This is a genomic window from Ammoniphilus resinae (genome assembly GCF_017873965.1).
GTDB lineage: Bacteria > Bacillota > Bacilli > Aneurinibacillales > RAOX-1 > Ammoniphilus_A > Ammoniphilus_A resinae.
On the sequence record NZ_JAGGKT010000001.1, the window covers coordinates 1 to 22,922 of the forward strand.

The following is a 22,922-nucleotide window of genomic DNA, read 5'->3' on the forward strand; positions in this document are numbered from 1 at the left end:
AGCCAGCCGCCGAAGGTGGGGCAGATGATTGGGGTGAAGTCGTAACAAGGTATCCGTACCGGAAGGTGCGGATGGATCACCTCCTTTCTATGGAGTAATTTAAGGATCTTCGGCTAAAAGCGCAACGTCCTGTTGCAACGCCGAAGTTAGCACATCGTGTGCGTCATTGGATAATGATTCTGTTCAGTTTTGGAAGAATATTTCATTAGGTGATTAACTAACTGAGTATAATTTTGCTTGTTGATTAAATAACTAAAACGAAGTAAAATTTGATTAGTTAATTAACTAACACTTTTGGGGCATTAGCTCAGCTGGGAGAGCGCTACACTGGCAGTGTAGAGGTCAGCGGTTCGATCCCGCTATGCTCCACCATACATAGGATATTAGAAACCATGAGCGATCAAGGTTTTTTTGATGTTTTCATTTAGGAAGGACAGGTTCCAGTTGAGGAACGTCAGAGACTCGCTTTGACTGGAATTTGGGCTGGAAAGTAATCAGGCTGAAATCCTTGGATACTCTATCCAGCTATCCAGGAATTGCTTCATTCAATCTTGATACAAAAAAACCTTCCAGTTTTTTGGACTACTGAAAGGTTCTCACTGCCTCAATCCCCAAATAAATAAAACAAAGAATAGAATGGTTAAATGAGCAGGATAGAAACTACGATACAGCCATCTATATTTGGTTAAAGGTTGATAAGAGGGGAAAAGAACAATAAGGATCGAACCAAGTATACTGAAAAGCTGAATCCCAAAGTCAACCCCATAAGCGAACAAAAAAAGCAGATTTAGAAAAAAATGTCGAAGGATTAGTTTGCCTTCATCAAAAGAATGAAATAAAAGTATTAGCAGAATTCCGTATAGACCATAATCCATGGGGATAGCGACAGCAGCAATAAAGATCCCTAGAGTGAAAAACCATTTTGTTTTTTCATCCTGAATGTGATCTATGGAATATAGGGCGAGAAGACCCAACAAAAGGGTGAAAATTACATTCAATTCCCATTGGCCCAGAGCAAGGGTGTACGGAATTTGGGATATGCAAGCTAACAAAAAAAGCCGCCACATATACTTTTTTAAATTTCTTGTATGTCGGTATCCTTGCACCAAGAACCAGCAATAAAGTGGAAACGCAATTCGGCCAATGATACGAAACCATTCTCTATCCGGGAAAAAAATCAAACCCACGTGGTCGATTAACATCGTTAACATAGCAATCCATTCTAGCACTTGCATCACCTTTCAAAGACGAGGACGCTTTTTAGAATATTATACCAAATAAAGCTAGAAGACTCTTTTAGGATGCCAAAATATGAATGATTGCAAAAAAGCCGGCTAGGAGCAATAAATAAACGTGTGGTTTTTTCCACCTTTTCATGTTCTTTTTGTTCACTGCCAACATCCCGCCTATCACACCTGCAACAATCATTAAAGTAGCAGAAACGGCGCCCACCCAATCTCCGATATCAAGCTGATCTTCAGCAAAATACAGACTGATGCCGTGGAGCAGGCTGACACCCATTGCCGTGACCCCAATCCAAATGTGGTACTTTGTCAAACCCTTAACCACGGATACCAGTGACTTTTGACCCGCTGGGAAATGCGCTTTGACAGGCTTCACCATTCTTCTTGCAGGTAAAAGGATACCCGCCGCCGATGCAACAAAAATGCTTCCCCACCCCAAGGTCTCCCCAACTTCTTCCATCCAGGCAATTTCGAGTGGAGTAATGGGTCGTAGCCGGCGTCGGGCAAATCGCACGGTTTCAGCTTCCAACCAAGTTAATTGCGAAGGGGCATCTGTTGAGATGAACTTGCCGAGGAAAGCAAGGACAAGCGGTTGGCATAGTTTAGGTTCGTTTTTAATCGATAGGTATGCAATTGACAATAAAGTCCACCCATCAAGTGCCAACAAAGATTGTCTCCAGCATAAGTCCTTAAATCGTTTGACGTCGAGATTCCTAGCGTGGGGCCCATACCCTTGAATTTCAATTCCGCCTTTAACGCTCCCGGGCATATAGGATAGATCAAGGTAACGGTATCTATTGTTTAAGTCAAGTCTTGGACCTCCCATTCGGGATACAAATCATCAAAATTTCCTACTACTGGGAACCATATATTGCGTAGAAATTCAATTGTACCATGACCCAATCCTTTTTCATGAATTTCACGTCTTCTATGATTTTCTTCATTGGAAATATTCAATTGCAACCATTCATCTTGCCTTTGTTCGAATATCGACAAGGCTCTACCCCCCTTTATAAATTTGCAGCCCTAAATTAAAAAAGCCGCCCGATACAAAACAACAAAGTGTATCGAAGCAGCTTCATTTCAGACTGACCATATTATCAAAAATAGTAAAGCGCGAATCGACACAATCTACAAACTTTATTTAAAGAATCAATCCATCACAAGCCCGCCATCTACAACCAGGTTTTGTCCTGTCACTGCACGTCCCCATGGAGAGGCGAAAAAGAGCACGGCATCGGCCACCTCGGCAGGCTCGGTGACTTTGCGGCGGGGGGTTACGCTCTCGATCAATCCGAAAACTTCTGGTGTGGTCAAGGAGCTGGCATCGGTAGTTTGAAGAAGCCCCCCAGATACCATGTTCACCGTGATCCCGAAAGCTCCCAGCTCATTGGCCATGTTACGGGTAAAACCTAAAAGGGCTGCTTTTGCTGTTGTATAATCATGATAAGGTACTACCGGGTTTTGGAAAAGGTTGGTGCCGATGGTGACGATCCGTCCGAACTCCGCTTTTTTCATCTCTTCCAGTCCGGCTTGAATCAGGTTCAGTCCACCTTTGACACTGCCTGTCAATTGTCTCTCATATTCATCCCACTCAATCGCGTCCGCCTGGCTGCGACCAACCGGATCAAATTTAAAGTTCACCAACGCATTGTGAACAATGGTAGTTACCGGTTTGCCAAATGTTTCCCTAGCGATCCGAAACATATCCCGCACTTCTTCCGCATTTCTTACATCCGCCCGAACTGTGATCGCATTTTCCCCAATGCTTTTCGCAACCCCAGCAGCCTTTTCCTCATTTTGAAAATAGTTAACCACGACCTTAGCCCCTTCACGGCCAAATGCTCGGGCTATCTCCGCCCCGAGTCCTCTGCTCGCACCAGAGATAACCACCACTTGCTCCGTCAATTTCATCATCTTTCTCCTCCCTAAAATAAAAAAAGCCAAGTCTACTAAGGGACTTGACGCTCAGAGGGTATGTAAAAGTAAAAGTAATTTCTACTTCCCCACGCTGGCATCACCCAGATCAGGTCCCAAGGGTTAAGAGGTTATTCCTCTCTCTCAGTCATATAGACACCCCTAGTAGCTATTATCTATTGTACAAGATATCTTACAAAGAAGAAACCCTAGTCGTAACCCATGGCCAGCACCACTTCAGCTACTTTACATAGGATAACGTCCACCTTCTTATACTAAAGGAAAAGGGGGCAGGCATCGTGAAGCGATTTATCGGGTTGTTTCTTAGTTTGATCATCATATTGGTTCCTAACTGGGGACAAGCGGCTACGCAGCAGGCGACGCCTATTTTAAAAATTGATACGGATGAGAAAATCGTCGCGATTACATTTGATGATGGTCCGGATCCGAAGTATACTCCAATCATTTTAGAAATATTGCACGAACAAGGGGTGCGTGCGACTTTTTTTGTTTTGGGCAATCAGGCGGAAGGGAATGATCCGCTTCTTCAGTGGATGGTCAAGGCGGGGCATGAAATCGGAAATCATGGGTATTCGCACCCGAATATGAAAAAACTGACAAGGGCTGAGGTTTATACACAAATAAAAAAGGCAGAACGGGTCATTTTAAGCGCGACGGGTAAAAAACCTGAATGTTATCGTCCACCGGGAGGGGTGATTACCCCAGCGATTCTCCGTGCGACATATGAAGCGGGATATGAATTAATTCACTGGTCAATTGATCCAAAAGATTGGAAAAAAAGCAGAACTGCAGAGGTCATAACCGGGAGTTTGAAAAATAAAGTAGGGGCAGGGGACATTGTTTTGTTTCATGATGGGGGTGTGAACCAGGAAGAATCGATTAAGGCACTGGTTCCTTTTATTGAAGATTTAAGAGAGCAAGGCTACCGGTTTGTCACGGTATCAGAAATGATGGAAATGGAATAAGGGATCCAAAACGTCCAACGTTTGCCAAGAGTGTCCCGTGGGATTATAATGAAAAAATGAAAAGTCACGGAAGGATGGATCATGGCAATGCGTGAACTTTTGTCCCTACAAATAAGGTTGGTTCCTGATCTATTAGAAGTAATGCAAAAAAGGCTGGAAATCCTCCGGAAGATTCAACTTCAAGAACCTGTTGGCCGAAGAAGTTTGGCACAAGCCCTGAATACCACAGAAAGAATTCTTCGCGGCGAAGTAGATTTTCTCAAGGAGCAAGGGCTTGTCCACGTGGAAAGCATCGGGATGTTCATTACCGAAAATGGCAAACATGTGCTAGAATCCCTGGAAACTGTCATGAAAGATGTATATGGAATATCCGATTTGGAAATAGATTTACAGCAAAAATTGAAGTTAAAAAGAGTCATTGTTGTACCAGGGCAATCTGAAGAAACAGAAGAGGATAAAAAAGAATTGGGGAGAATTGCCGCCCAGCATTTACTGTCTATTTTAAGAGAAGATGATATCGTCGCTGTCACAGGGGGAACCACGCTGGCGGCTATGGCAGAAATGCTGCAGAGTGTAAAGCAATATCCGCAGGTTTTGTTTGTCCCTGCCAGGGGTGGATTGGGTGAAAATATTGAAACCCAGGCAAGTCAGGTTGCAGCGGAATGTGCAAAAAAAGCGGGTGCTGGTTACCGGATGTTCCATTTGCCGGATAATCTGGGATCTGCTGCCTTTCAATCCTTAAAAGAAGATCCTTATGTTCGAGAGATGTTAGGCCTCATTTGCTCCTGTTCGGTCGTGGTGCATGGAATCGGGAGAGCGATGGAAATGGCTGTACGACGTAATGCGTCAAGGGAAGTCTTACAGCAGTTGAAAAACGGTGAAGCGGTTGGAGAGGCATTTGGTTATTACTTTGATCGGCAGGGACAGATTATCCATCAGATGGAAACGATGGGTCTGCGCTTAGATAATGTGCAACAAGCCCGTTATGTCATTGGGCTTGCTGGGGGAAAACAAAAAGCTGAAGCGATTATCGGGATTGCCAATGCTGGGTTTTTGGATGTTTTGATTATGGATGAATCAGCAGCAGAAGGTGTAAGCCTTTTGGTTCAGTAAGCGGGGGGAATCGTATGAAAAAAGTGGCAGTTCTCACGAGTGGCGGGGATGCCCCAGGAATGAATCCTGCGATAAGGGCTGTGGTAAGACGCGGGATTTTCCAAGGACTGGATGTTTTTGGTGTGCAGCATGGTTTTGAGGGATTAATGAAAGGCAATTTTATCTCGATGGATCTTGGGAGTGTAGGGGACATTATTCATCGCGGCGGAACGATTTTGCGAAGTGCCAGAAGTGAGCGGTTTCGGACGGAAGAAGGACAAATAGAGGCTCTGCAGAAATTAAACGAGGCAGAAATAGATGGACTCATTGTCATTGGAGGGGATGGATCCTTCCGAGGGGCTGAAAAATTGACGGAAAAAGGCTTCCCCACCATTGGGATCCCGGGAACGATAGATAATGATATTTGTGGGACAGATTATACGATTGGTTTTGATACAGCTGTCAATACTGTTGTTGAAGCGATTGATAAAATTCGTGACACAGCCTCTTCACATGAGCGGACCTATGTTATTGAAGTGATGGGGCGGGATGCTGGCGATATTGCTTTATGGTCGGGGCTTTGTGTAGGAGCAGAATCAATTATTATCCCGGAAGAAGTTTGTGACATGGATGATATCGTAGCCCGTTTGGAACAAGGCAATAAGCGCGGCAAGAAGCATAGTATTATTGTTGTTGCTGAAGGTGTCTGTCGTGGAGATGAAATAGCGAAGGCAATTGAACAAACAACCGGGCTTGAGACTAGGGTGACGGTGCTGGGGCACTTGCAGCGGGGAGGATCCCCTTCCGCTTTTGACCGGATGATCGCCAGTCAGATGGGGGCAAAAGCGATCGATTTGTTGCTTGACGGTCACAAAGGTGTTATGGTTGGGTTAAAAGGTGGCAATTTAATCCATTCGCCTTTTGCCGAGGCTGCCAAGGTTCAGCACAAACTGGATATGTCTTTATACCATTTAGCAAGAAGTTTATCGATTTAGTAAAGAGGTGTTGGGATGAGAAAGACGAAAATTGTTTGTACCATAGGACCTGCCAGTGAACAACCAGAAATGTTAAGGAAAATGATTTTGGCCGGAATGAATGTAGCCAGGTTAAACTTTTCCCATGGATCACATGATGAACACGAAACAAGGATTGACCGGATACGCGAAGTGGCCAAGGAACTTGGGAGAAATGTGGCAATCATGCTGGATACCAAGGGGCCGGAAATCCGTACAGGCGTTTTAAAAGAGGGCCAAATCATTTTAAAAGCTGGAGATCGTTTCACTTTAACCACTGAGCAAATCGAAGGCACACAGGAAAAGGTTAGTGTAACCTATGATCAACTTGCCAAGGATGTGGAAGTTGGGACGAAGATATTGGTTGACGACGGGTTAATTGAATTAAATGTAGAAGAAATTAAAGGGAATGACATTCACTGTCTAGTCATTGACGGTGGACTATTGAAAAACCGCAAGGGGGTCAATCTTCCCAATGTTTCTGTCAATCTTCCGAGTATCACGGATAAGGATGTTGCCGACATTAACTTTGGGATTCGCAAGAAGGTTGATTTTATCGCGGCTTCTTTTGTTCGAAAAGCAGCTGATGTGCTACACATTCGGCAGCTCTTAGAGGAACAAGGAGCAAATATTTCGATTATCGCCAAGATCGAGAACGAAGAAGGAGTCTTGAATGCGGAAGAAATCCTTGGTGTAACTGATGGCTTAATGGTGGCCAGAGGGGACTTAGGAGTGGAAATTCCGACAGAGGAAGTGCCTATTGTCCAGAAGGAATTGATTAAGCGTTGTAATGAATTGGGGAAACCAGTCATTACTGCTACCCAGATGCTTGATTCCATGCAAAACAATCCGCGTCCAACTCGGGCAGAAGCAAGTGATGTAGCCAATGCTATATTGGATGGGACGGACGCGATCATGCTTTCTGGAGAAACAGCCGCAGGTAAATTCCCCGTCGAATCGGTGGAAACTATGGACCGAATTGCACGCAAGACAGAAACATCCCCTATGTATTTTGAACAGATTCTTAAATCTTCTTCCCAAGGAAAATCGAGAACGATCACCGACGCGATGGGACATGCTGTTGCAACTACTGCAGCCTCTTTACAGGCTACTGCCATCTTGACACCAACGGAAAGCGGTTATACAGCAAAAGTGGTTTCCAAGTATCGCCCAGCATGCCCGATCATTGCGGTTACTCCGCATGAAGAGGTGATTAACAAGCTCGCTTTGTCATGGGGGGTCTATCCCATTTTATTTGAAAGTGCAAATAGCACGGATGAAATGACGGAAAAGGCGATTCAAGCGGCGGTTAAAGAGAAGTTGGTCAAGCAAGGGGACCTGATTATTATCACAGCAGGTGTCCCCGTTCGTGAACCAGGAACGACCAATATGATGAAAGTCCATGTGGTTGGAAAAGTAGTCGGTAGGGGGAAAGGAATTGGTGACGTTACCGCTTCGGGCAATGTGGTAATCGTTGGACAGCCTGGCTGGGAAGCGAAAGTGGATCAAAATACCGTACTAGTAGCCAAGGCAACAGATCGGGAACATACCCCATATATTGAAAAAGCGGCAGCCTTGATTACCGAAGAAGGTGGACTCACTTCACATGGGGCGATTGTTGGACTCAATTTAGGGAAACCTGTGATCGTTGGAGTTGAAGGGGTTACATCGTTGCTGAAGGAAGGCGATGAAGTGACCATTGAACCACATCAAGGCCATATTTATCACGGGTTTGCGAAGGTGTTTTAAGGAGGAACAAACGGAACTGGATCGAGTGTCTACTCAGCGAATGAGGCCGACACTCGATCTGTTTTTTTTGTCGTAAGGCACATTGTTTGAGAGCTATCTGGACACAGGTTCTGTTTTGAGGACAATCGGGTGAATTCCAGACCAATGCCCTGATTATCTGGAATTCCAGGTCCCCTCACGTTTCAACATCCAAACAGCAGCTTGAAGCGTGACTGCATCCTGAAATAACTGCGGGTCTAATCTTGTTTTTTCCTTAATCTGTTTAAGCCGATACAAAAGCGTGTTGCGGTGTATCGCCATATGGATGGCAGCCTCTGTTATGTTTAGGTTAGAGGCAAGAAAGGCATCCAAGGTTTTGATTTCCTTCTGTGATAAAGAAGAAAATGTACGATTAAGAAATCTCTTTCTCCAATTTTCGTCTAACTGTGTAATGAGAGCGTGCAACTCATTTTTTTCAAAGAAAGTCACCTCATTGCAGAATTCAGCCTTCAGAAAGAGGGCCATTTGTGCCTCTTCATAAGAAACGGAAATTTCTTCCCAATTCTGAGTTTCAGTGCCTACCCCTAAAGAAAACACAAAATGTAATTCCCTTAGTTTATTTTGAAGCTGCAGAAGCTTTTCTTTTAATTTTTCTTGTGTACTCTCCGAGGATAGGATTAAAAACCGATTTACCGCAATAAAAGCGGAAAGATGGAACGGACCTAGCAAGCGGTCCACAAATTCGGTTAATTTCACACTTTCACTAAATTTGTCCTGAAACTGCAGGACGGCCACTTGAAATGGGGGGGTTAATCGAATTTGCAACAGGTCTAGCTTTTGGTCAATGAATTCCCAACGCGGATGCGCTCCAATCAGGTCTTGCAGAGTAGTCTCCTTCAGTCTTTGTTTCCATTCCGATTGGGAAGCCAAAAAGGACTGTTTAACCATTAGCTCGGTAGTCATCTTCACCAAGTCGGCAAACACTTCAACCTCTTCCTTTTTTCCGGAAATCCCGATCACACCAATGATTCTGTCCTGTAAAAAAATCGGCAGGTTGATCCCTGATTTTGTGCCTTTCCATAAGTGTTCATTTTCCTCTGTCACCACTAAAGGAAGTCCCGTCGCCAAAACTTCCAGAGCCCCTTCGTGAACCTGACCTACCCGCGAAGAATGCCCAGATGCAAGAATTGTTCCTGTGGCATCCATAATATTAATATTGCGGTTTAGTCTCACCATGGTTTCCCGTACAATTTCTTCAGCTATATCGTGAGTGAGCAAGATCTTCATCCTTTGAAAAATAAAATTGTACATATTCTCCAACCATTATACCGCGTATTGTGAAGATTAACCAAATTTCACAGTCAAAAGTCATTAAAAGTTGTACGCGGTAAACGACGACTTCATTTTAAAAAAACTGTATAATCACGTTAACCAATTAAATAATGAATCTTGAATACGATTACAAAGTTCGAAAAACAAAAGGACGGATGGTGAAAGTTTTGAGGATCGTGATTGCACCAGATTCATTTAAGGGCAGTATATCGGCGATGGATGCAGCGAAGGCGATTGAAAATGGGGTGAAACGAGCAGGGACAAATATTGAAACGGTACTGGTACCTGTTGCAGATGGTGGGGAAGGGACGTTGGACAGCCTTGTTGCTGCAACAGGGGGGAGAAGAGTTCAACTGCAAGTTTTAGGGCCCTTAGGTCAACCTGTTCTGGCTGAATACGGATGGCTTGGCGACGGAAAAACCTGTGTCATTGAAATGGCGAGTGCCTCTGGTCTTTGTTTAGTGCCTGATGAGCAAAAAAATCCTTTACAAACCACAACTTATGGGACGGGAGAATTAATCCGCTCTGCGTTGGACGAGGGCTGCAGACAATTTATTTTGGCCATCGGTGGGAGTGCAACCAATGATGGCGGAATTGGGATGCTGCAAGCCCTTGGGATGAAATTACAGGATGCTTCCGGAAACCAGGTTGGCAACAGTGGGGGAGAGCTGGGGAAAATTGCTTCCATTGATGACACCGGATGGGATTCACGGATTGCTGAATCAACGTTCCTCATTGCGTCTGACGTGCAAAATCCTTTCGTTGGAAAAAAAGGCGCTTCCCATGTTTTCGGGCCGCAGAAAGGGGCAACACCGGAAATGGTGGAGCTCTTGGATCAGTATATGACACACTGGGCTGATGTGGTTGAGGCAAAAACAGGAGTGCATTTGCATGATCTACCTGGAGCAGGGGCTGCTGGCGGGATTGGCGGAGCTTTTCAAGCTTTTTTTCCTGCTACCATGAGACGTGGAATTGATATTGTCATCGAATTTACTGGATTGCGCCAAGCGCTTGAAGGGGCAGATGCAGTGATTACTGGAGAAGGACAAATTGATTTTCAGACCGCTTCAGGAAAAACGCCAATGGGAATTGCCCAAGAAGCTCAACTTAAAGGCATTCCAACTTTTGTCTTAGCCGGATCCATTGGTCGCGGTATTGAGGAACTGTATCAGTACGGAATTACCAGTATACATAGCATTGTCAACGGACCGATGTCACTTGAAGAAGCGATGAACCGCTCCGCTGAACTTCTGGCACAACGGGCGGAGCAGGTAATTCGCACGTATCAAGTCCATCAAACAGAGAGAAGATAAAATAAAGCAATCAAGGGGGTAACATTATGCAAATCATGAAAACGGTGCAAAAGGTACCAGGTGGATTAATGGTCGTTCCATTATTGCTAGGCGCCGTTCTTAACACTATTGATCAACTTCATATTCCTTTTATAATGGAAGGTCTAAAAGCATTGGGTGTACCACCAACGAAAGAAGGCTTTTATGAGTTCTTAAAGATTGGCGGTTTTGCTGAGGCTTTATTTAAAACAGGTTCTTTAACCTTAATTGCCCTCTTCCTCTTCTGTGCAGGAAGTCAGATGAACCTCCGTGTTGGTGGGAAAGCAATGAAGAAGGGAATTATCCTAACCGTGACTAAGTATGCGGTGGGTGTACTGATTGGTTTTCTATGGGGAACCTTATCAGGAGATCCGATGAATGGATTTCTCGGCCTTTCAACATTGGCTATTATTGCCGGTATGACCAATGGAAACGGGGGAATGTTTGCAGCTCTAACAGGACAATATGGAAGCCGGTCGGACGTCGGTGCTGTTGCCGTACTCTCATTAAATGACGGTCCATTCTTTACTTTAATGGCGCTCGGGTTAATGGGGGCCAGCTTCCCGATTATTGCCTTTATAGCCGTCCTTCTTCCGATCGCAATTGGAATGTTACTTGGAAATCTCGATCATGAGGTTCGCGATTTTCTCAAGCCAGGTGAAGTTCTACCTGTTCCATTCTTTGCCTTTGCCTTAGGCGCTGGGATGAATCTGGCCAGCTTCTTTAACCCAACAGTAGTAGGTGCTGGGATTGCTCTAGCCTTAATGACCACCTTCCTCACCGGTGCGGTAATGGTTTTGGTGTTAAGGTTATTCCGGGAGAGAAATACCATTGCTGGTTGGTCTGAAGCGTCTACTGCGGGGAATGCAGCGGGTACACCTGCAGCGATTGCTGCAGCAGCAGCTGTTTCCGCCGGTTCGGGGGCGATGTCACCAGAAATGGCCAAAGCCTATGAGGATTTGGTGCCCATAGCAACCGCTCAAATTTCCATTTCAACCATTGCAACCGCCCTACTTTGTCCAGTAGTTGTTATCTTTTGGGACAAGTATCAGAGGAAGCGTGGTATTAACGCCCATGAAGAAACGGAATAAAGGTGTATAATGGATCTGGAGAAAGAGGAAGAAGGAGGAGGGGGATTATGAAAGTAAAATTGGCTTATGGCAAAGGCGATTTAGAGATAGAGGTTCCAGATCAAACCGTGGTTATTGAACCGAAACATATTGATCGCCTAGCTGAAGAAAAGGGGAAAGTGTTCGAAGCGCTCCGCCATCCGATCGGGACACCGCCGCTAAAAGAAATGGTCAAATCGACAGATACCGTGGCGATCGTGATCAGTGATATGACAAGACCAACGCCAAATCATAAGCTTGTTCCTTGGCTGTTGGAAGAATTGTCCCATGTACCTAAAGAAAACTTTGTGGTGATCAATGGAACGGGAAGCCACCGCGACAATACAAGAGAAGAACTCATCCAAATGCTCGGTCAGGATGTTGTAGATTCGGTGAAAGTAATCAACAACAATGCTTTTGATAAGAGTACCCAAAAGTATTTAGGAAAGACTTCTACAGGGGCAGAAGTTTATTTAAATAAAGTGTACTGTGAAAGTGATTTTCGCATTGTCACTGGGTTCATTGAGCCACACTTCTTCGCAGGATTTAGCGGTGGGCCTAAGGGGATTATGCCAGGAATTGCTGGAATTGAGACGATCCTTCATTTTCACAATGCGCAAATGATTGGCAACCCTCGCAGCACGTGGGGCTTGTTGGAGGGAAATCCACTGCAACAGGAAACAACGGAAATTAACATGATGTGCAAGCCACACTTTATGCTAAACGTGACGCTGAATGGGGAAAAGGATATTACCAATGTGTTTGCGGGGGATGTCATTCAGGCGCATCGCGTGGGATGTGAATATGTTCGGGAACATGCCATGGCAGAATGTGAGGAACCTTTTGACATAGTAATTACTTCAAACAGTGGATATCCATTGGACCAAAACCTATACCAGGCGGTAAAGGGAATGAGTGCCGCACACAAGATCGTAAAGAAGGGCGGTACGATCATCTGTGCTTCGGAATGCAGCGATGGCTTGCCAAATCACGGGAATTACGCGAAAATCCTGCAGATGTGTAAAACCCCTCAAGAACTGTTAAAAATGATTGAAGATCCCTCATTCTCTATGTTTGACCAATGGCAGGTTCAGAAGCAGGCCATGATCCAATCGGATGCAGATGTCTATGTGTATTCGATGCTTGATCAATCCGATGTGGAAAAATCGATGCTGAAGCCCACCAATTCGATTGAGGACACGCTAAAAGAGCTTCTGCAAAAATATGGTGTAAATGCCACGATTGCAGTACTTCCGCTTGGGCCATTGACGATTCCATATGTTAGTGAAAAAGTGCATAATTAGTTAGTCGTTTAAATAAATGGGTGCGCCTTTGAGGTGCATCCATTTTTTATGTCACATAAACTATAGGGCTCCGAAGTAAAACTAAGGGATATATGAAGGATTTTATACGAAGGAGACCGTTAAAATGGAACACTTGGATCCAAGGAAAAAGGTTGCTATTATGATGGCCGTGATGTCTGCCATGCTTTTTGCAGCCTTAAACCAAACGATAGTTGGTACAGCTTTACCTAGAATTATCGCAGAGCTTGGCGGAATGGAATATTTTAGTTGGGTGTTTACGATTTATATGCTAACCTCCAGTATTACCGCCATTCTCGTTGGGAAGCTGTCGGATATATACGGACGGAAGCCCTTTATTTTAATTGGGATCGGGATCTTTATTGTTGGATCCTTTTTAGCGGGAACCTCGTCTACTATTATTCAACTTATAGTGTACCGCGGGGTGCAGGGATTTGGGGCGGGGATGATCATGTCCACTGCCTTTACTGCTGTAGCTGATTTATTTTCGCCGAGGGAACGGGGGAAATGGCAGGGGGCAATGAGCGCTGTTTTTGGTCTAGCAAGCGTTTTTGGACCCACTTTAGGCGGTTATATTGTCGATAACTGGGATTGGCATTGGGTCTTTTGGGTCTTTCTACCCTTTGGGATCCTGGCTATCTCGCTGATCGCCTGGCTATTTCCTGCACAGCCACACCGGGAGAAAGAATCGGTCGATTACTTTGGATCCATCTTCCTTGTTTCGGCGATGATTCCATTGTTGCTGGCGTTCTCTTGGGCCGGAACCAAGTATGCCTGGACGTCAATTGAGATTTTAGGGTTATTTGCGCTCTCGGTTGGTGCTTTTGTGGTATTTGTCTGGATTGAAAAGAAAGTAAAAAGTCCAGCAGTTCCACTCCACCTATTCAGCAACAGCATCTTTACCATTTCCAATGTGATCGCCTTTATTATGGGGATGGGGATGTTTGGGGCAATTATGTATATGCCTTTCTTTGTCCAGGGAGTGATCGGTACCTCCGCAACCGCATCCGGCTTTGTGATGATGCCAATGACTTTGAGCATGGTTGCCGCCAGTGCATTTGGAGGACAAATTGTCAGCCGGACAGGGAAATATAAGGCTCTAGCTCTAACGGGACTATTCGTAATGTCTTTTGGTATGTTGATGATGTCGTTTATGGGGATTGATACCACGAATCGTACGGCCGTGATGAATATGATTATTGTGGGGCTTGGGCTTGGATTGGCTTTTCCGATTTTCACACTTACCGTCCAAAATGCGGTGGAAAACCGTTTCTTAGGGGTAGCTACATCAACATCCCAGCTGTTTCGGCAAATGGGTGGGACTATTGGCGTGTCAGTGATGGGGACGATTTTGGCGGTTAGCATGCAGAGGGAAATTGAGCAGGCCCTACCGGATGCGATGGATGCGGCGAATGCAATGGCAATTAACGCGCAAAGCCCGCTAGGAAGAGAGGAATTAGAGAAAATGGCAAATCCTCAGCTTTTGATGGATCCTGCCAAATTAGAGGAAATCCGGGGCAGTATGCCTCCTGACATGGCCGGCTATTTTGATCGCTTTGTACAGATCCTGCGGGAGGTATTAGGGCATGCCCTGCATGAAGTGTTCCTGGTTGGCACAGGGGTGCTGCTGTTCGCTTTGTTGTTGACCTTCTTTCTTAAGGAAATTCCCCTGCGGACATCAAATCAGGAGAAATAATAAGGCACCACCTTCTGAGGTGGTGTTTTTTTGCGGATTAATTTTCGGAAATTTGCTATATTTAAGAAGAAAGAAGAATGGGGGAGAGTGCAAAATGAATAAGCGTAAACTGTATTTTTGGATGCATCTGCTCCATGGCGTTTTAATTCTGCTGCTCATTTTGTCTGGGGCGGTCTTGTACATCGATTATTTCCGAATTTTATTCGTTGATTTCAAATGGCAGATCAGGGAACTGCATACGGTAATCGGATTTATTTATTTTGCTATCGTACTACTCATTTTGCCCATCGTATTGCCCTATGTTAAAGCACATCGGCGCTGGCAAAAGACGTTTCATATTTGTCTGATGGTTTCGCTTGCCCTTGGGTGGACTATAACGGGCCTCATCTTATGGATCAATCCAACGTCATACCTCGGCCTCCGACAACTATCCCTAACTGTACACGACTTCCTCTCCGTATTCATTTTAATTTGGGTAGCGGGGCATATCCTTTTATGGTTTCTAAAAAAGAAGAAATTGTACCAACCCACCCCTATACTCAACAACCATGACCGTGACAAAGGAATGCTGGTTTCCAGACGTGACGTCGTCCTTTTATTTTCCGGCGGGCTGCTTGCAATTTTGCTTGGTGGTTTGTTCCGGTGGTTTCGGCCCGTATCTGATTCCTTTCTCGCGCGACTTGACGAGATGAAAAGAAGAGGGTATTTCCGGATTTACTCTGTGCGTACGGAAAATCCTGTTTTTGATCCACAGACCTGGAGACTGACTGTTGACGGGCTGGTTGAAAATCCTGTGGAACTGAGTTTTGATGAACTGAAGAAGCTACCAAAACATACGTATACTCATGATTTTCATTGTGTGACCGGGTGGAGCGTGTTAGGGGTGAAATGGGAAGGGATTCCGTTTCAAGAAGTGATTAATTTGGTTGGAAGAAAACCAGAAGGAAAATACATCAAGATGTATTCCGCTGACCGGATTTATACTGAAACCTATGAATGGTCACAGCTCACTCAGAAGACAGCGATGTTAGTTTACAACTTGGATGATAAACCGTTGATTGAGAGTCAAGGGGCTCCGTTACGTTTGTTTCAGCCAGATATGTATGGGTATAAGTCAATCAAGTGGGTCAATCGGATCGAGTTTGTAAGTCAGCGGGATTTGGGTTATTGGGAAGAAAAAGAGGGGTATAATCTAGATGGTTACATATCATAAATACGCCATAGCGATCGGTATTTGGGCCCTTTTGTTTGGAGCATCCTTCTATTGGATGACAAGTCGGGAGGAAGAACAACTGTTGGTGATTCAAAAGGCAATCAACAATGTGGAAGATTGGCAAACCTACCAATCGAAACAAGTCATTTGGGCGGATGATGAACAGGTTATCGAATTGCATTCAAGAACCCGTTTGGACCCGGATTTGACATGGGTTTCCTCAAGGGCTAAATTAACGGATACAGAAGATTTTTCATTCGAAATGTTTTTTAGCTCAGATGTATTCTATATTCATTCCACAGACCCTGAAAATTGGAAAAAAGTTGATTATACCCACCCGGTGGCAGGGGAATTAGAGGGCTCGAGAGAACCAACAAAATTTTGGCTAAGGCTTTTAAAACATACGAAACAGATGAAACGTGAAATCGAAAATGGCATTCAACATTATACGCTTGAGTTGAAACCTTTCCGGGATGAAGTCCATGGGATGCGTTTGGAGGATGTGACCGGGGCAACAATGGAACTATGGTTAAGCAAGGAGACGCTTGTTTTGCAAAAGATGAAGGTGCATGTGGAGCTGAAGCCGAGTATAACGAAAATTTTTAACCAGATGGATTATCTGATTGAGTTTAGTGATGTAAATCAACCCGTAGAGATCGAGTTGCCAAGTGCAGCAGAGAAGGCGGAAAAGCTTCAATAGAATAGGTGAATGAAATGATTATCGGAACTGGTATTGATATGGTGGATAAAAGAAGGATTAAGAAGACGCTTGATCGCTTGGGTGAACGATTTTTAAGACGGATTTTAACCGGAAGAGAATTGTCACTAGTGCCTGAAGGCAGCCGAAAGGTGGAATATGTGGCTGGACGATTCGCAGCAAAAGAGGCGTTTGCCAAGGCAACCGGATTTGGCTTTGGCAAACGCCTTAGCTGGTTGGATATTGAGGTTTTGCGTGAGGACTCGGGAAAACCCACATTCGTAATCGCGAATCAATGGCTGGATTCTTCGGGATTGGGGAAGGGACCCCTTAAGGTGCATCTATCGATTTCACATGAAAAAAATTATGCGATTGCACAAGTAATTCTGGAAGGCTAGTCTGCATATTTGGACGAGTACGGACATAGATATATATCGCGGGATCAGGAGGGAATAAATGTGTATTTGGTGAATGCGCAGCAGATGCGAGAGATGGACCGCTTCGCCATGGATGAAATTGGCATTCCGGGTATCATTTTGATGGAGATGGCTGGCCAGGCGGTGGCTGGGGAGGTTGCCCGAAAATGGACAAACGCCAAGGTGGTTGTTGTTGCAGGCCATGGAAATAACGGAGGGGACGGCTTTATCGCCGCGCGTCATTTGGCAAACTACGGCTTTGATATCAAGGTGTGGTTTATAGGTGATGTGCAAAGGATGACAGCGGATTGCCGTACAGCTTTTGGGGCTTATGTGGGCAGCAAATATCCGTTAGGACACCTCCAGGAGGAGAATTGGAAGGTTTTTCGTGAGGATTTAGAAAAAGCGGATCTTATTCTTGATGGACTTCTCGGTACGGGGATCAAAGGAGAATTGCGAGCGCCGATGCGAAAGGTGATCCAGGCGATCAATGAACAGCAGCGTACGGCCGTCTGGGCGATTGATATCCCAAGCGGCGTACAGGCAGACACGGGAGCGGTCGAAGATGAGGCGGTACAGGCAGAGGTAACGGTGACTTTTGCTAATCCAAAATGGGGCCACTATTTGTATCCAGGTGCCGGGTATGGCGGAGAGATTATTGTGCGTGATATTTCTTTCCCAGGCTGGATCGATGGGGAGTTTTCCCTTACGGATCGATTGCTAATGCCAGAATACGTTGCATCCCTGCTGCCAAAGAGGAAGCGGCATTCCCACAAGGGGACCTATGGCCACATCCTTGTCATTGCGGGGTCCAGGCCCTATGTCGGGGCACCTGCATTAGCCGCGATGGGAGCGATTCGCTCGGGGGCCGGCATGGTGACAATGGCTGTACCCAAGGAAGTTCAGTCAATGGTCGCCGGACGTGTACCGGAAGCGATCTTTTGGCCTTGGCCTGATACTGACGGCGCTTTTTCAGAGGATAGCTGGAAGGTGTTGACGGAGCGGATGGATCGCTATAATTTTACGATCGTCGGCCCGGGAATCGGACAATCATCAGGAATAGAATGGTTGGCTAACCTGATCCGTTCTACTTCGGGCCCGTTGCTGTTGGATGCGGACGCATTGAATTTGCTGGCACTGGCGAAAGCGAAGGATTCCACCATTTTAAAGAACCGAAAAAAGCAGGTTATCCTCACTCCACATCCTGGAGAAATGGCTCGATTAACTGGCAAAACCGTCAAGCAAGTAGAGCAAAATCGTCCGCAGGTTGCACGGGAGTTTGCCGTTACACACCAGGTTTATTTGGTTTTAAAAGGGACTTATCCGATCATTGCAACCCCATCTGGTGAGTTATTTGTAAGCACCCGCGGGAGCTCTGCTTTGGCTAAAGGGGGGTCTGGCGATGTTTTGTCAGGAATGATTGCCTCTTTTGCCGCACAGACTGGCGATCTTCTCTCAGGAACCATACTCGGAGTTTATCTCCACGGAATGTCAGGAGAATTCATGGACGAATATAATGGAACGCCTTCGGATTTAGGCGGATTCATTGGCAAAGCGATTCAACAATTGGCATCACACAGCATGTAGCCAAACACGCTTTACAAAAACCCGAAAAGGGGAGCCCTCCTTTGTCAAAAAAAGACGAAGGGGATGAAAAAATTGATAAAACGGAAATTACATCTATTTATTTTGCTTGCAGCGATCTTTGCCCTGCTTGTCGGTTGTGGCCCCAAGGGTGTAGAGGATGTTGTCGGTGACTTGGATAAGCGCATGGAGAAGATGACAGGGTACAAAATGAATGCGGTACTGACACTGCAAACAGGAAAAGATCCACAATCGTATAATGTGGAAGTATGGCATAAAAAGCCCGACAATTATCGAGTTGCCCTCACATCTGAAGAACGAGATATTACACAAATCATTTTGCGCAATGAGGAAGGCGTATTTGTATTGACCCCTCATTTGAAAAAGAGCTTCCGTTTCCAAAGCGGGTGGCCGGAAAACCACGGACAGGTCTACCTTTATGAATCTTTGATCAAGAGCATTCTGGATGATGATGCACGAGTGTTCTCCCAAGTCGATGGGAAATACATTTTTGAAGTGAAGGCAGATTACCAAAACCGCTCGCTTGATACGCAAAAGGTATGGTTAAATGAAGACCTTTCGCCGGTTCGTGTAGAAGTCATGGATACCAATAAAAATGTGATGGTTGGCGTTGATTTCACGAATTTTGAACTAGACAGCAAATTTGATGAGGATTCCTTTAACAAGGAAAAGAATATGGAGACATCTATGCTGCTTCAATCCATTCCTACATTAGGAGGCGTTGAAAAAGAAGCTCCAGCAGGAAGCTTCGGGGTCATTCAGCCATCCTATATGCCACAGGGCGTCTCCTTGACAAGCGTGGAAAAAGTAAAAGGACAAGAAGGATCACAAATCGTCCTACGATACAAAGGGGATTTCAATTATACCCTGTTTGAAGAAAGACCAAAAGCAGCGACTGTCACCTTGCCAATGGGGGAAATCGTTGATTTGGACGGCACAATGGCTGTACTTACAGGAGACCAAAAGAAAACCTTAACATGGACCTATAATGGTGTGGAATACTTATTGACCGGGGATATGCCGAAGGAGGAAATGATCGCTGTAGCGAAATCCACCTTCGACCAAGTCGGGAAGTAAAGTTGTGGGCCTGCCTCTGAAGAGGGGCGGGCCTTTTCTATGTCCGGTTAGGGTCTTTGGCGGATTCTGAGTCCATGAATCCTGGGAAAGGGTGCGATGCGATTTCCTATAAATAACGGATCCTCGTTCCGCCTAAACAGATGAGCCAAATCCAGGACCGATCTTTCACCCATGATCACCAACTCTGGAGTAAAAAAATATTTTCCAACTAGTTGAAACGCAAAAAAGGATGTGCTAAATTTATAGTACAAACTAATCAAGGGCGCTTAGCTCAGCTGGGAGAGCACCTGCCTTACAAGCAGGGGGTCGGCGGTTCGATCCCGTCAGCGCCCACCATATGACATATGCCGGAGTGGCGGAATTGGCAGACGCGCACGACTCAAAATCGTGTTCCGCAAGGAGTGTCGGTTCGACCCCGACCTTCGGTACCAAATCGAAAATGTAAAATCGTAGGAGAACCCTACGATTTTCTTTTATTTAGGAAGTTATATTGTGTCAACTTGTTGCTAACTAGAAAATCAGCAAATCCCTGATTTCCTTCCACCTCGGAAAAGGGGGGCACGTGAGATTTGTTTTTTGATCGGACCGGAGAGACCTTATTCTGGTAAAAGCCCTCTTTTCTTGTGGGTTGGGGGACACAGAGGACCTTATTTGCTATAAACTCTTGGATAAATGATGTTTAACTGCAGAATAGCGGCTTTTGGGTCCGGATAACCCTTGATTTTCGGCATTTGGTGAGAAATAGCGGCTGTACGGTCCGCTTTATTTTGTGATCGGACAGTGGAGACCTTATTTGGTGCCCTCTTTTTCTTGGGGTGTTGAATGAGCCTGCAAAGACTCATCCTTCTTCATCCCCTCCCTTTTTCTAGAGCAGAATCCTCCAAATCTGGTAAGACTACTGATCAGAAGCAATTTTATACTTTCTTCCGCAAGTTTAGGATCCGATGCTATAATAAACGATGGAGGTGCTGTCTATGGCGCAAAAGGCTCGAAAAATAGAAAAAAACCGTTCGAAACAACAACAACCCTATATATTAAGAAAAGAAAAATCGAGTTATATTGATATCTTTCAAAAAAGATCAACTAGAATACGAATCTATGAGACACTTTGTTATGGTGTGGTTCTTTTTAGTTCAGGAGCCCTTTTTCCATCAGGTGGTACCGGCTTTCAGATCTTAGCTATTGGCGCCGCGGTACTCATCATAGGAGGAGGTCCGTATCTTTATGGTCAGGTTCTCAAGCCGGAATACATATTAACGAAGACGGACCTGACAATTCGCATGCGAGGGAAAGAGAGAAGCTATCCGCTTGAAGAGGTAGTGCGTACTTCCAAGTGGCGAGCGATCTTTCGTCTAAAGGATAAAAAAGAATCGATCATGGCCTCGAATGTTTTTCTTGAGAAATTAGATGAGCAATTGGCCATCGTTCACAATCAAAAGAAAAGGTGATTCAAAATGGGGGAACCTTATTACCGGAGTACATGGGTAGAGGTAGATTTACAAGCAATTGCCGATAATGTTAGAGCTTTTCGTGCACATCTTCCGCAGCAAACAAAAATTATGGCTGTTATCAAAGCGGACGGATATGGGCATGGAGCCATTCCTGTAGCAAAAGCAGCCCTTGCATCAGGGGCTGAATACTTGGGAGTGGCTATGCTGGAAGAGGCTATAGAACTTCGCCAGGCAGGAATTACCGCCCCAATTTTGGCGTTGGGTTATATTCCTTCAGAATTTGTCGCAATCGCAATACAACATGATGTTACAATGACCGTGTACCACGAGGAACTCATCCCCGCAATCCAAACGGCCGCAGAAAAGTTAAACAAAAATGCAAAAGTTCATTTAAAAGTAGATACTGGGATGGGGAGAATTGGGGTACGAACGAAAGAAGAGTTCTCCCAGTTAGCAGTGGCTATTTGTCAATCCCCACGAATCGAGCTCGAAGGTGCATTTACCCATTTTGCCTGTGCAGATGAAGAGGATTCCTCCTATACTGGCCAACAACTGCAGCATTTCACAAAAATTCTTGAATCCAGCGAGATCCCTTTGATTCACTGCAGCAATAGCGCGGCAGCGATACTTTTCCCAAATCAAGGTTATAACATGATCCGCTTGGGAATAAGCTTATATGGACAATACCCTTCTACCTACACAAAAGGGAAAGGAGTGCAGTTGAAACCCGCTTTTTCTTTGAAGGCAAAGGTAACCCATGTGAAGCAGGTGCCCGCCGGTACATTCATTAGTTATGGGGCTACCTATCAAGTTAAAGAATCTGCTTATGTTGCAACGATTCCAATTGGCTATGCTGACGGATATTCAAGATCCTTATCCAATCGCGGTTCAGTCCTGATCCGAGGGAAAAGGGTGCCGATTATTGGGAGAGTTTGTATGGATCAATTGATGGTGGATGTTTCTTCTGTTCCCGATTGCAGGTTGGGAGATGAAGTTGTTTTGATCGGAAAACAAGGAAATCAAGAGATTACCGTCGATGAAGTGGCTGACCTTTTGCACACCATTAACTATGAAGTGACTTGTATGATTAGTAAAAGGGTGCCTCGAATTTATGGAAATGCCCAATAATTACACAATGACGAAATGAGTAATTTCCTTGTCGTTCGCCTTCGGTAGATGGTACAATACAAAAAGTATGATGAGCTACGGATTCTTCGCTACTACTATTTTCCATCCTTTAGTAGAAGGATTTAGGCTTTCGACAAAGAATTATATATACCAGAATTATGTCTATGTGAAGGATCATCGATTCTCTCTTGTATAATTATGAATATATTTCGACATAATGGTATTAATAGTATGTATTTTATTCATGAAACGAGTTGTTAGTGTCGTTGGAGGTGCGTTTGTCTTGTCTAAGATGGATACGAAGCGTATCATGATTAGTTTGCCCCACCACTTACTTGAGGAAGTGGATGGTGTCGTAGAAAAGGAACAATCCAATCGAAGTGAATTTATCAGACAAGCGATGAAACTCTATCTTAGGGAGAGAAAGAAGCGCCATATACGTGAATCTATGCAGAGAGGGTATATGGAAATGGCGCATATTAATCTCAATATGGCTTCCGAGGCATTTGATGCGGAAGAAGAGGCGAATCATACTTTAGGCCGCTTAGTTAGCGGGGTGTAATTT

20 protein-coding genes, 3 tRNA genes, 1 rRNA gene, 1 pseudogene and 1 riboswitch are annotated in these 22,922 nt (G+C 44.9%); of the genes and pseudogenes, 20 read left to right on the forward strand and 5 right to left on the reverse strand.

The window, feature by feature from the left end:
• Positions 1–87: ribosomal RNA gene (locus J2Z37_RS00005) — 16S ribosomal RNA — on the forward strand; the annotation flags it as partial.
• Between the two features lie 209 nt (positions 88–296).
• Positions 297–372 (forward strand) — tRNA-Ala (locus tag J2Z37_RS00010).
• A gap of 224 nt (positions 373–596) precedes the next feature.
• On the opposite strand, the gene J2Z37_RS00015 is transcribed toward J2Z37_RS00010, so the two are convergent.
• The 3 genes and pseudogenes from J2Z37_RS00015 to J2Z37_RS00025 all read right to left on the reverse strand — a co-directional run bounded on the left by J2Z37_RS00015 (position 597) and on the right by J2Z37_RS00025 (position 3,158).
• The gene (locus tag J2Z37_RS00015; RefSeq protein WP_245203507.1) at positions 597–1,235 is read right to left on the reverse strand and encodes a TraX family protein; all 639 of its coding nucleotides are present in this window, start codon (positions 1,233–1,235) and stop codon (positions 597–599) included.
• 472 nt (positions 1,236–1,707) lie between these two features.
• Positions 1,708–2,240, reverse strand: a pseudogene (locus J2Z37_RS00020) (transcriptional regulator); the annotation flags it as partial.
• A gap of 156 nt (positions 2,241–2,396) precedes the next feature.
• Entirely contained in the window at positions 2,397–3,158 is a 762-nt protein-coding gene (locus J2Z37_RS00025; RefSeq protein WP_209808871.1) for a 3-oxoacyl-ACP reductase, read from the reverse strand.
• A 72-nt stretch (positions 3,159–3,230) separates the two neighbouring features.
• Positions 3,231–3,335, reverse strand: a riboswitch (TPP riboswitch).
• A gap of 125 nt (positions 3,336–3,460) precedes the next feature.
• Between J2Z37_RS00025 and J2Z37_RS00030 the strand changes: the two genes are divergently transcribed.
• The 4 genes from J2Z37_RS00030 (at position 3,461) to pyk (ending at position 8,001) form a co-directional block, all read left to right on the forward strand.
• A complete protein-coding gene (locus J2Z37_RS00030) occupies positions 3,461–4,147 on the forward strand; it encodes a polysaccharide deacetylase family protein (protein ID WP_342453752.1) in 687 nt (228 codons plus the stop codon).
• Positions 4,148–4,228: 81 nt separating this feature from the next.
• Positions 4,229–5,260, forward strand: coding sequence for a sugar-binding transcriptional regulator (locus J2Z37_RS00035; RefSeq protein WP_245203464.1), 1,032 nt, complete (start codon positions 4,229–4,231; stop codon positions 5,258–5,260).
• Between the two features lie 14 nt (positions 5,261–5,274).
• Positions 5,275–6,234: a 6-phosphofructokinase gene (pfkA, locus tag J2Z37_RS00040; RefSeq protein WP_209807692.1), complete on the forward strand. Its 960-nt coding sequence runs from the start codon at positions 5,275–5,277 to the stop codon at positions 6,232–6,234.
• Positions 6,235–6,249: 15 nt separating this feature from the next.
• Positions 6,250–8,001: a pyruvate kinase gene (pyk, locus tag J2Z37_RS00045; RefSeq protein ID WP_209807694.1), complete on the forward strand. Its 1,752-nt coding sequence runs from the start codon at positions 6,250–6,252 to the stop codon at positions 7,999–8,001.
• Between the two features lie 153 nt (positions 8,002–8,154).
• Here the strand turns inward: pyk and J2Z37_RS00050 are convergent, their stop codons facing one another.
• Positions 8,155–9,258 carry a CdaR family transcriptional regulator gene (locus J2Z37_RS00050; protein ID WP_209807696.1) on the reverse strand — a complete coding sequence of 368 codons (1,104 nt, stop codon included), beginning with the start codon at positions 9,256–9,258 and terminating at the stop codon, positions 8,155–8,157.
• Between the two features lie 221 nt (positions 9,259–9,479).
• Between J2Z37_RS00050 and J2Z37_RS00055 the strand changes: the two genes are divergently transcribed.
• The 11 genes from J2Z37_RS00055 to J2Z37_RS00105 all read left to right on the forward strand — a co-directional run bounded on the left by J2Z37_RS00055 (position 9,480) and on the right by J2Z37_RS00105 (position 20,209).
• Entirely contained in the window at positions 9,480–10,625 is a 1,146-nt protein-coding gene (locus J2Z37_RS00055) for a glycerate kinase (RefSeq protein ID WP_209808874.1), read from the forward strand.
• 26 nt (positions 10,626–10,651) lie between these two features.
• Positions 10,652–11,734, forward strand: a complete 1,083-nt coding sequence (locus tag J2Z37_RS00060; RefSeq protein WP_209807698.1) for a 2-keto-3-deoxygluconate permease — start codon at positions 10,652–10,654, stop codon at positions 11,732–11,734.
• A gap of 47 nt (positions 11,735–11,781) precedes the next feature.
• A complete protein-coding gene (gene larA, locus J2Z37_RS00065) occupies positions 11,782–13,056 on the forward strand; it encodes a nickel-dependent lactate racemase (protein ID WP_209807700.1) in 1,275 nt (424 codons plus the stop codon).
• 124 nt (positions 13,057–13,180) lie between these two features.
• Positions 13,181–14,770, forward strand: a complete 1,590-nt coding sequence (locus J2Z37_RS00070) for an MDR family MFS transporter (RefSeq protein WP_209807702.1) — start codon at positions 13,181–13,183, stop codon at positions 14,768–14,770.
• A 94-nt stretch (positions 14,771–14,864) separates the two neighbouring features.
• Positions 14,865–15,983: a molybdopterin-dependent oxidoreductase gene (locus tag J2Z37_RS00075; RefSeq protein WP_209807704.1), complete on the forward strand. Its 1,119-nt coding sequence runs from the start codon at positions 14,865–14,867 to the stop codon at positions 15,981–15,983.
• Positions 15,967–16,683, forward strand: coding sequence for a hypothetical protein (locus tag J2Z37_RS00080; protein ID WP_209807706.1), 717 nt, complete (start codon positions 15,967–15,969; stop codon positions 16,681–16,683). The genes J2Z37_RS00075 and J2Z37_RS00080 overlap by 17 nt, the downstream gene beginning before the upstream one ends.
• Positions 16,684–16,697: 14 nt before the next feature.
• Positions 16,698–17,078, forward strand: coding sequence for a holo-ACP synthase (gene acpS / locus J2Z37_RS00085; RefSeq protein ID WP_209807708.1), 381 nt, complete (start codon positions 16,698–16,700; stop codon positions 17,076–17,078).
• A gap of 60 nt (positions 17,079–17,138) precedes the next feature.
• Complete coding sequence (locus tag J2Z37_RS00090) at positions 17,139–18,683, forward strand: NAD(P)H-hydrate dehydratase (protein ID WP_209807710.1); 1,545 nt, start codon at positions 17,139–17,141, stop codon at positions 18,681–18,683.
• A gap of 72 nt (positions 18,684–18,755) precedes the next feature.
• A complete protein-coding gene (locus J2Z37_RS00095; protein ID WP_245203465.1) occupies positions 18,756–19,778 on the forward strand; it encodes an outer membrane lipoprotein-sorting protein in 1,023 nt (340 codons plus the stop codon).
• Between the two features lie 260 nt (positions 19,779–20,038).
• A tRNA-Val gene (locus J2Z37_RS00100) sits at positions 20,039–20,114 on the forward strand.
• A 10-nt stretch (positions 20,115–20,124) separates the two neighbouring features.
• A tRNA-Leu gene (locus tag J2Z37_RS00105) sits at positions 20,125–20,209 on the forward strand.
• Between the two features lie 216 nt (positions 20,210–20,425).
• Here the strand turns inward: J2Z37_RS00105 and J2Z37_RS00110 are convergent.
• Complete coding sequence (locus J2Z37_RS00110; RefSeq protein ID WP_209807714.1) at positions 20,426–20,620, reverse strand: hypothetical protein; 195 nt, start codon at positions 20,618–20,620, stop codon at positions 20,426–20,428.
• Positions 20,621–20,752: 132 nt separating this feature from the next.
• On the opposite strand from J2Z37_RS00110, the gene J2Z37_RS00115 reads away from it, so the two are divergent.
• From J2Z37_RS00115 to J2Z37_RS00125, 3 genes are all read left to right on the forward strand, one after another.
• Entirely contained in the window at positions 20,753–21,226 is a 474-nt protein-coding gene (locus tag J2Z37_RS00115; protein WP_209807716.1) for a hypothetical protein, read from the forward strand.
• 6 nt (positions 21,227–21,232) lie between these two features.
• The gene (gene alr / locus J2Z37_RS00120; protein ID WP_209807718.1) at positions 21,233–22,357 is read left to right on the forward strand and encodes an alanine racemase; all 1,125 of its coding nucleotides are present in this window, start codon (positions 21,233–21,235) and stop codon (positions 22,355–22,357) included.
• 244 nt (positions 22,358–22,601) lie between these two features.
• Entirely contained in the window at positions 22,602–22,919 is a 318-nt protein-coding gene (locus J2Z37_RS00125) for a CopG family ribbon-helix-helix protein (protein ID WP_280922129.1), read from the forward strand.
• Positions 22,920–22,922: the final 3 nt, after the last annotated feature.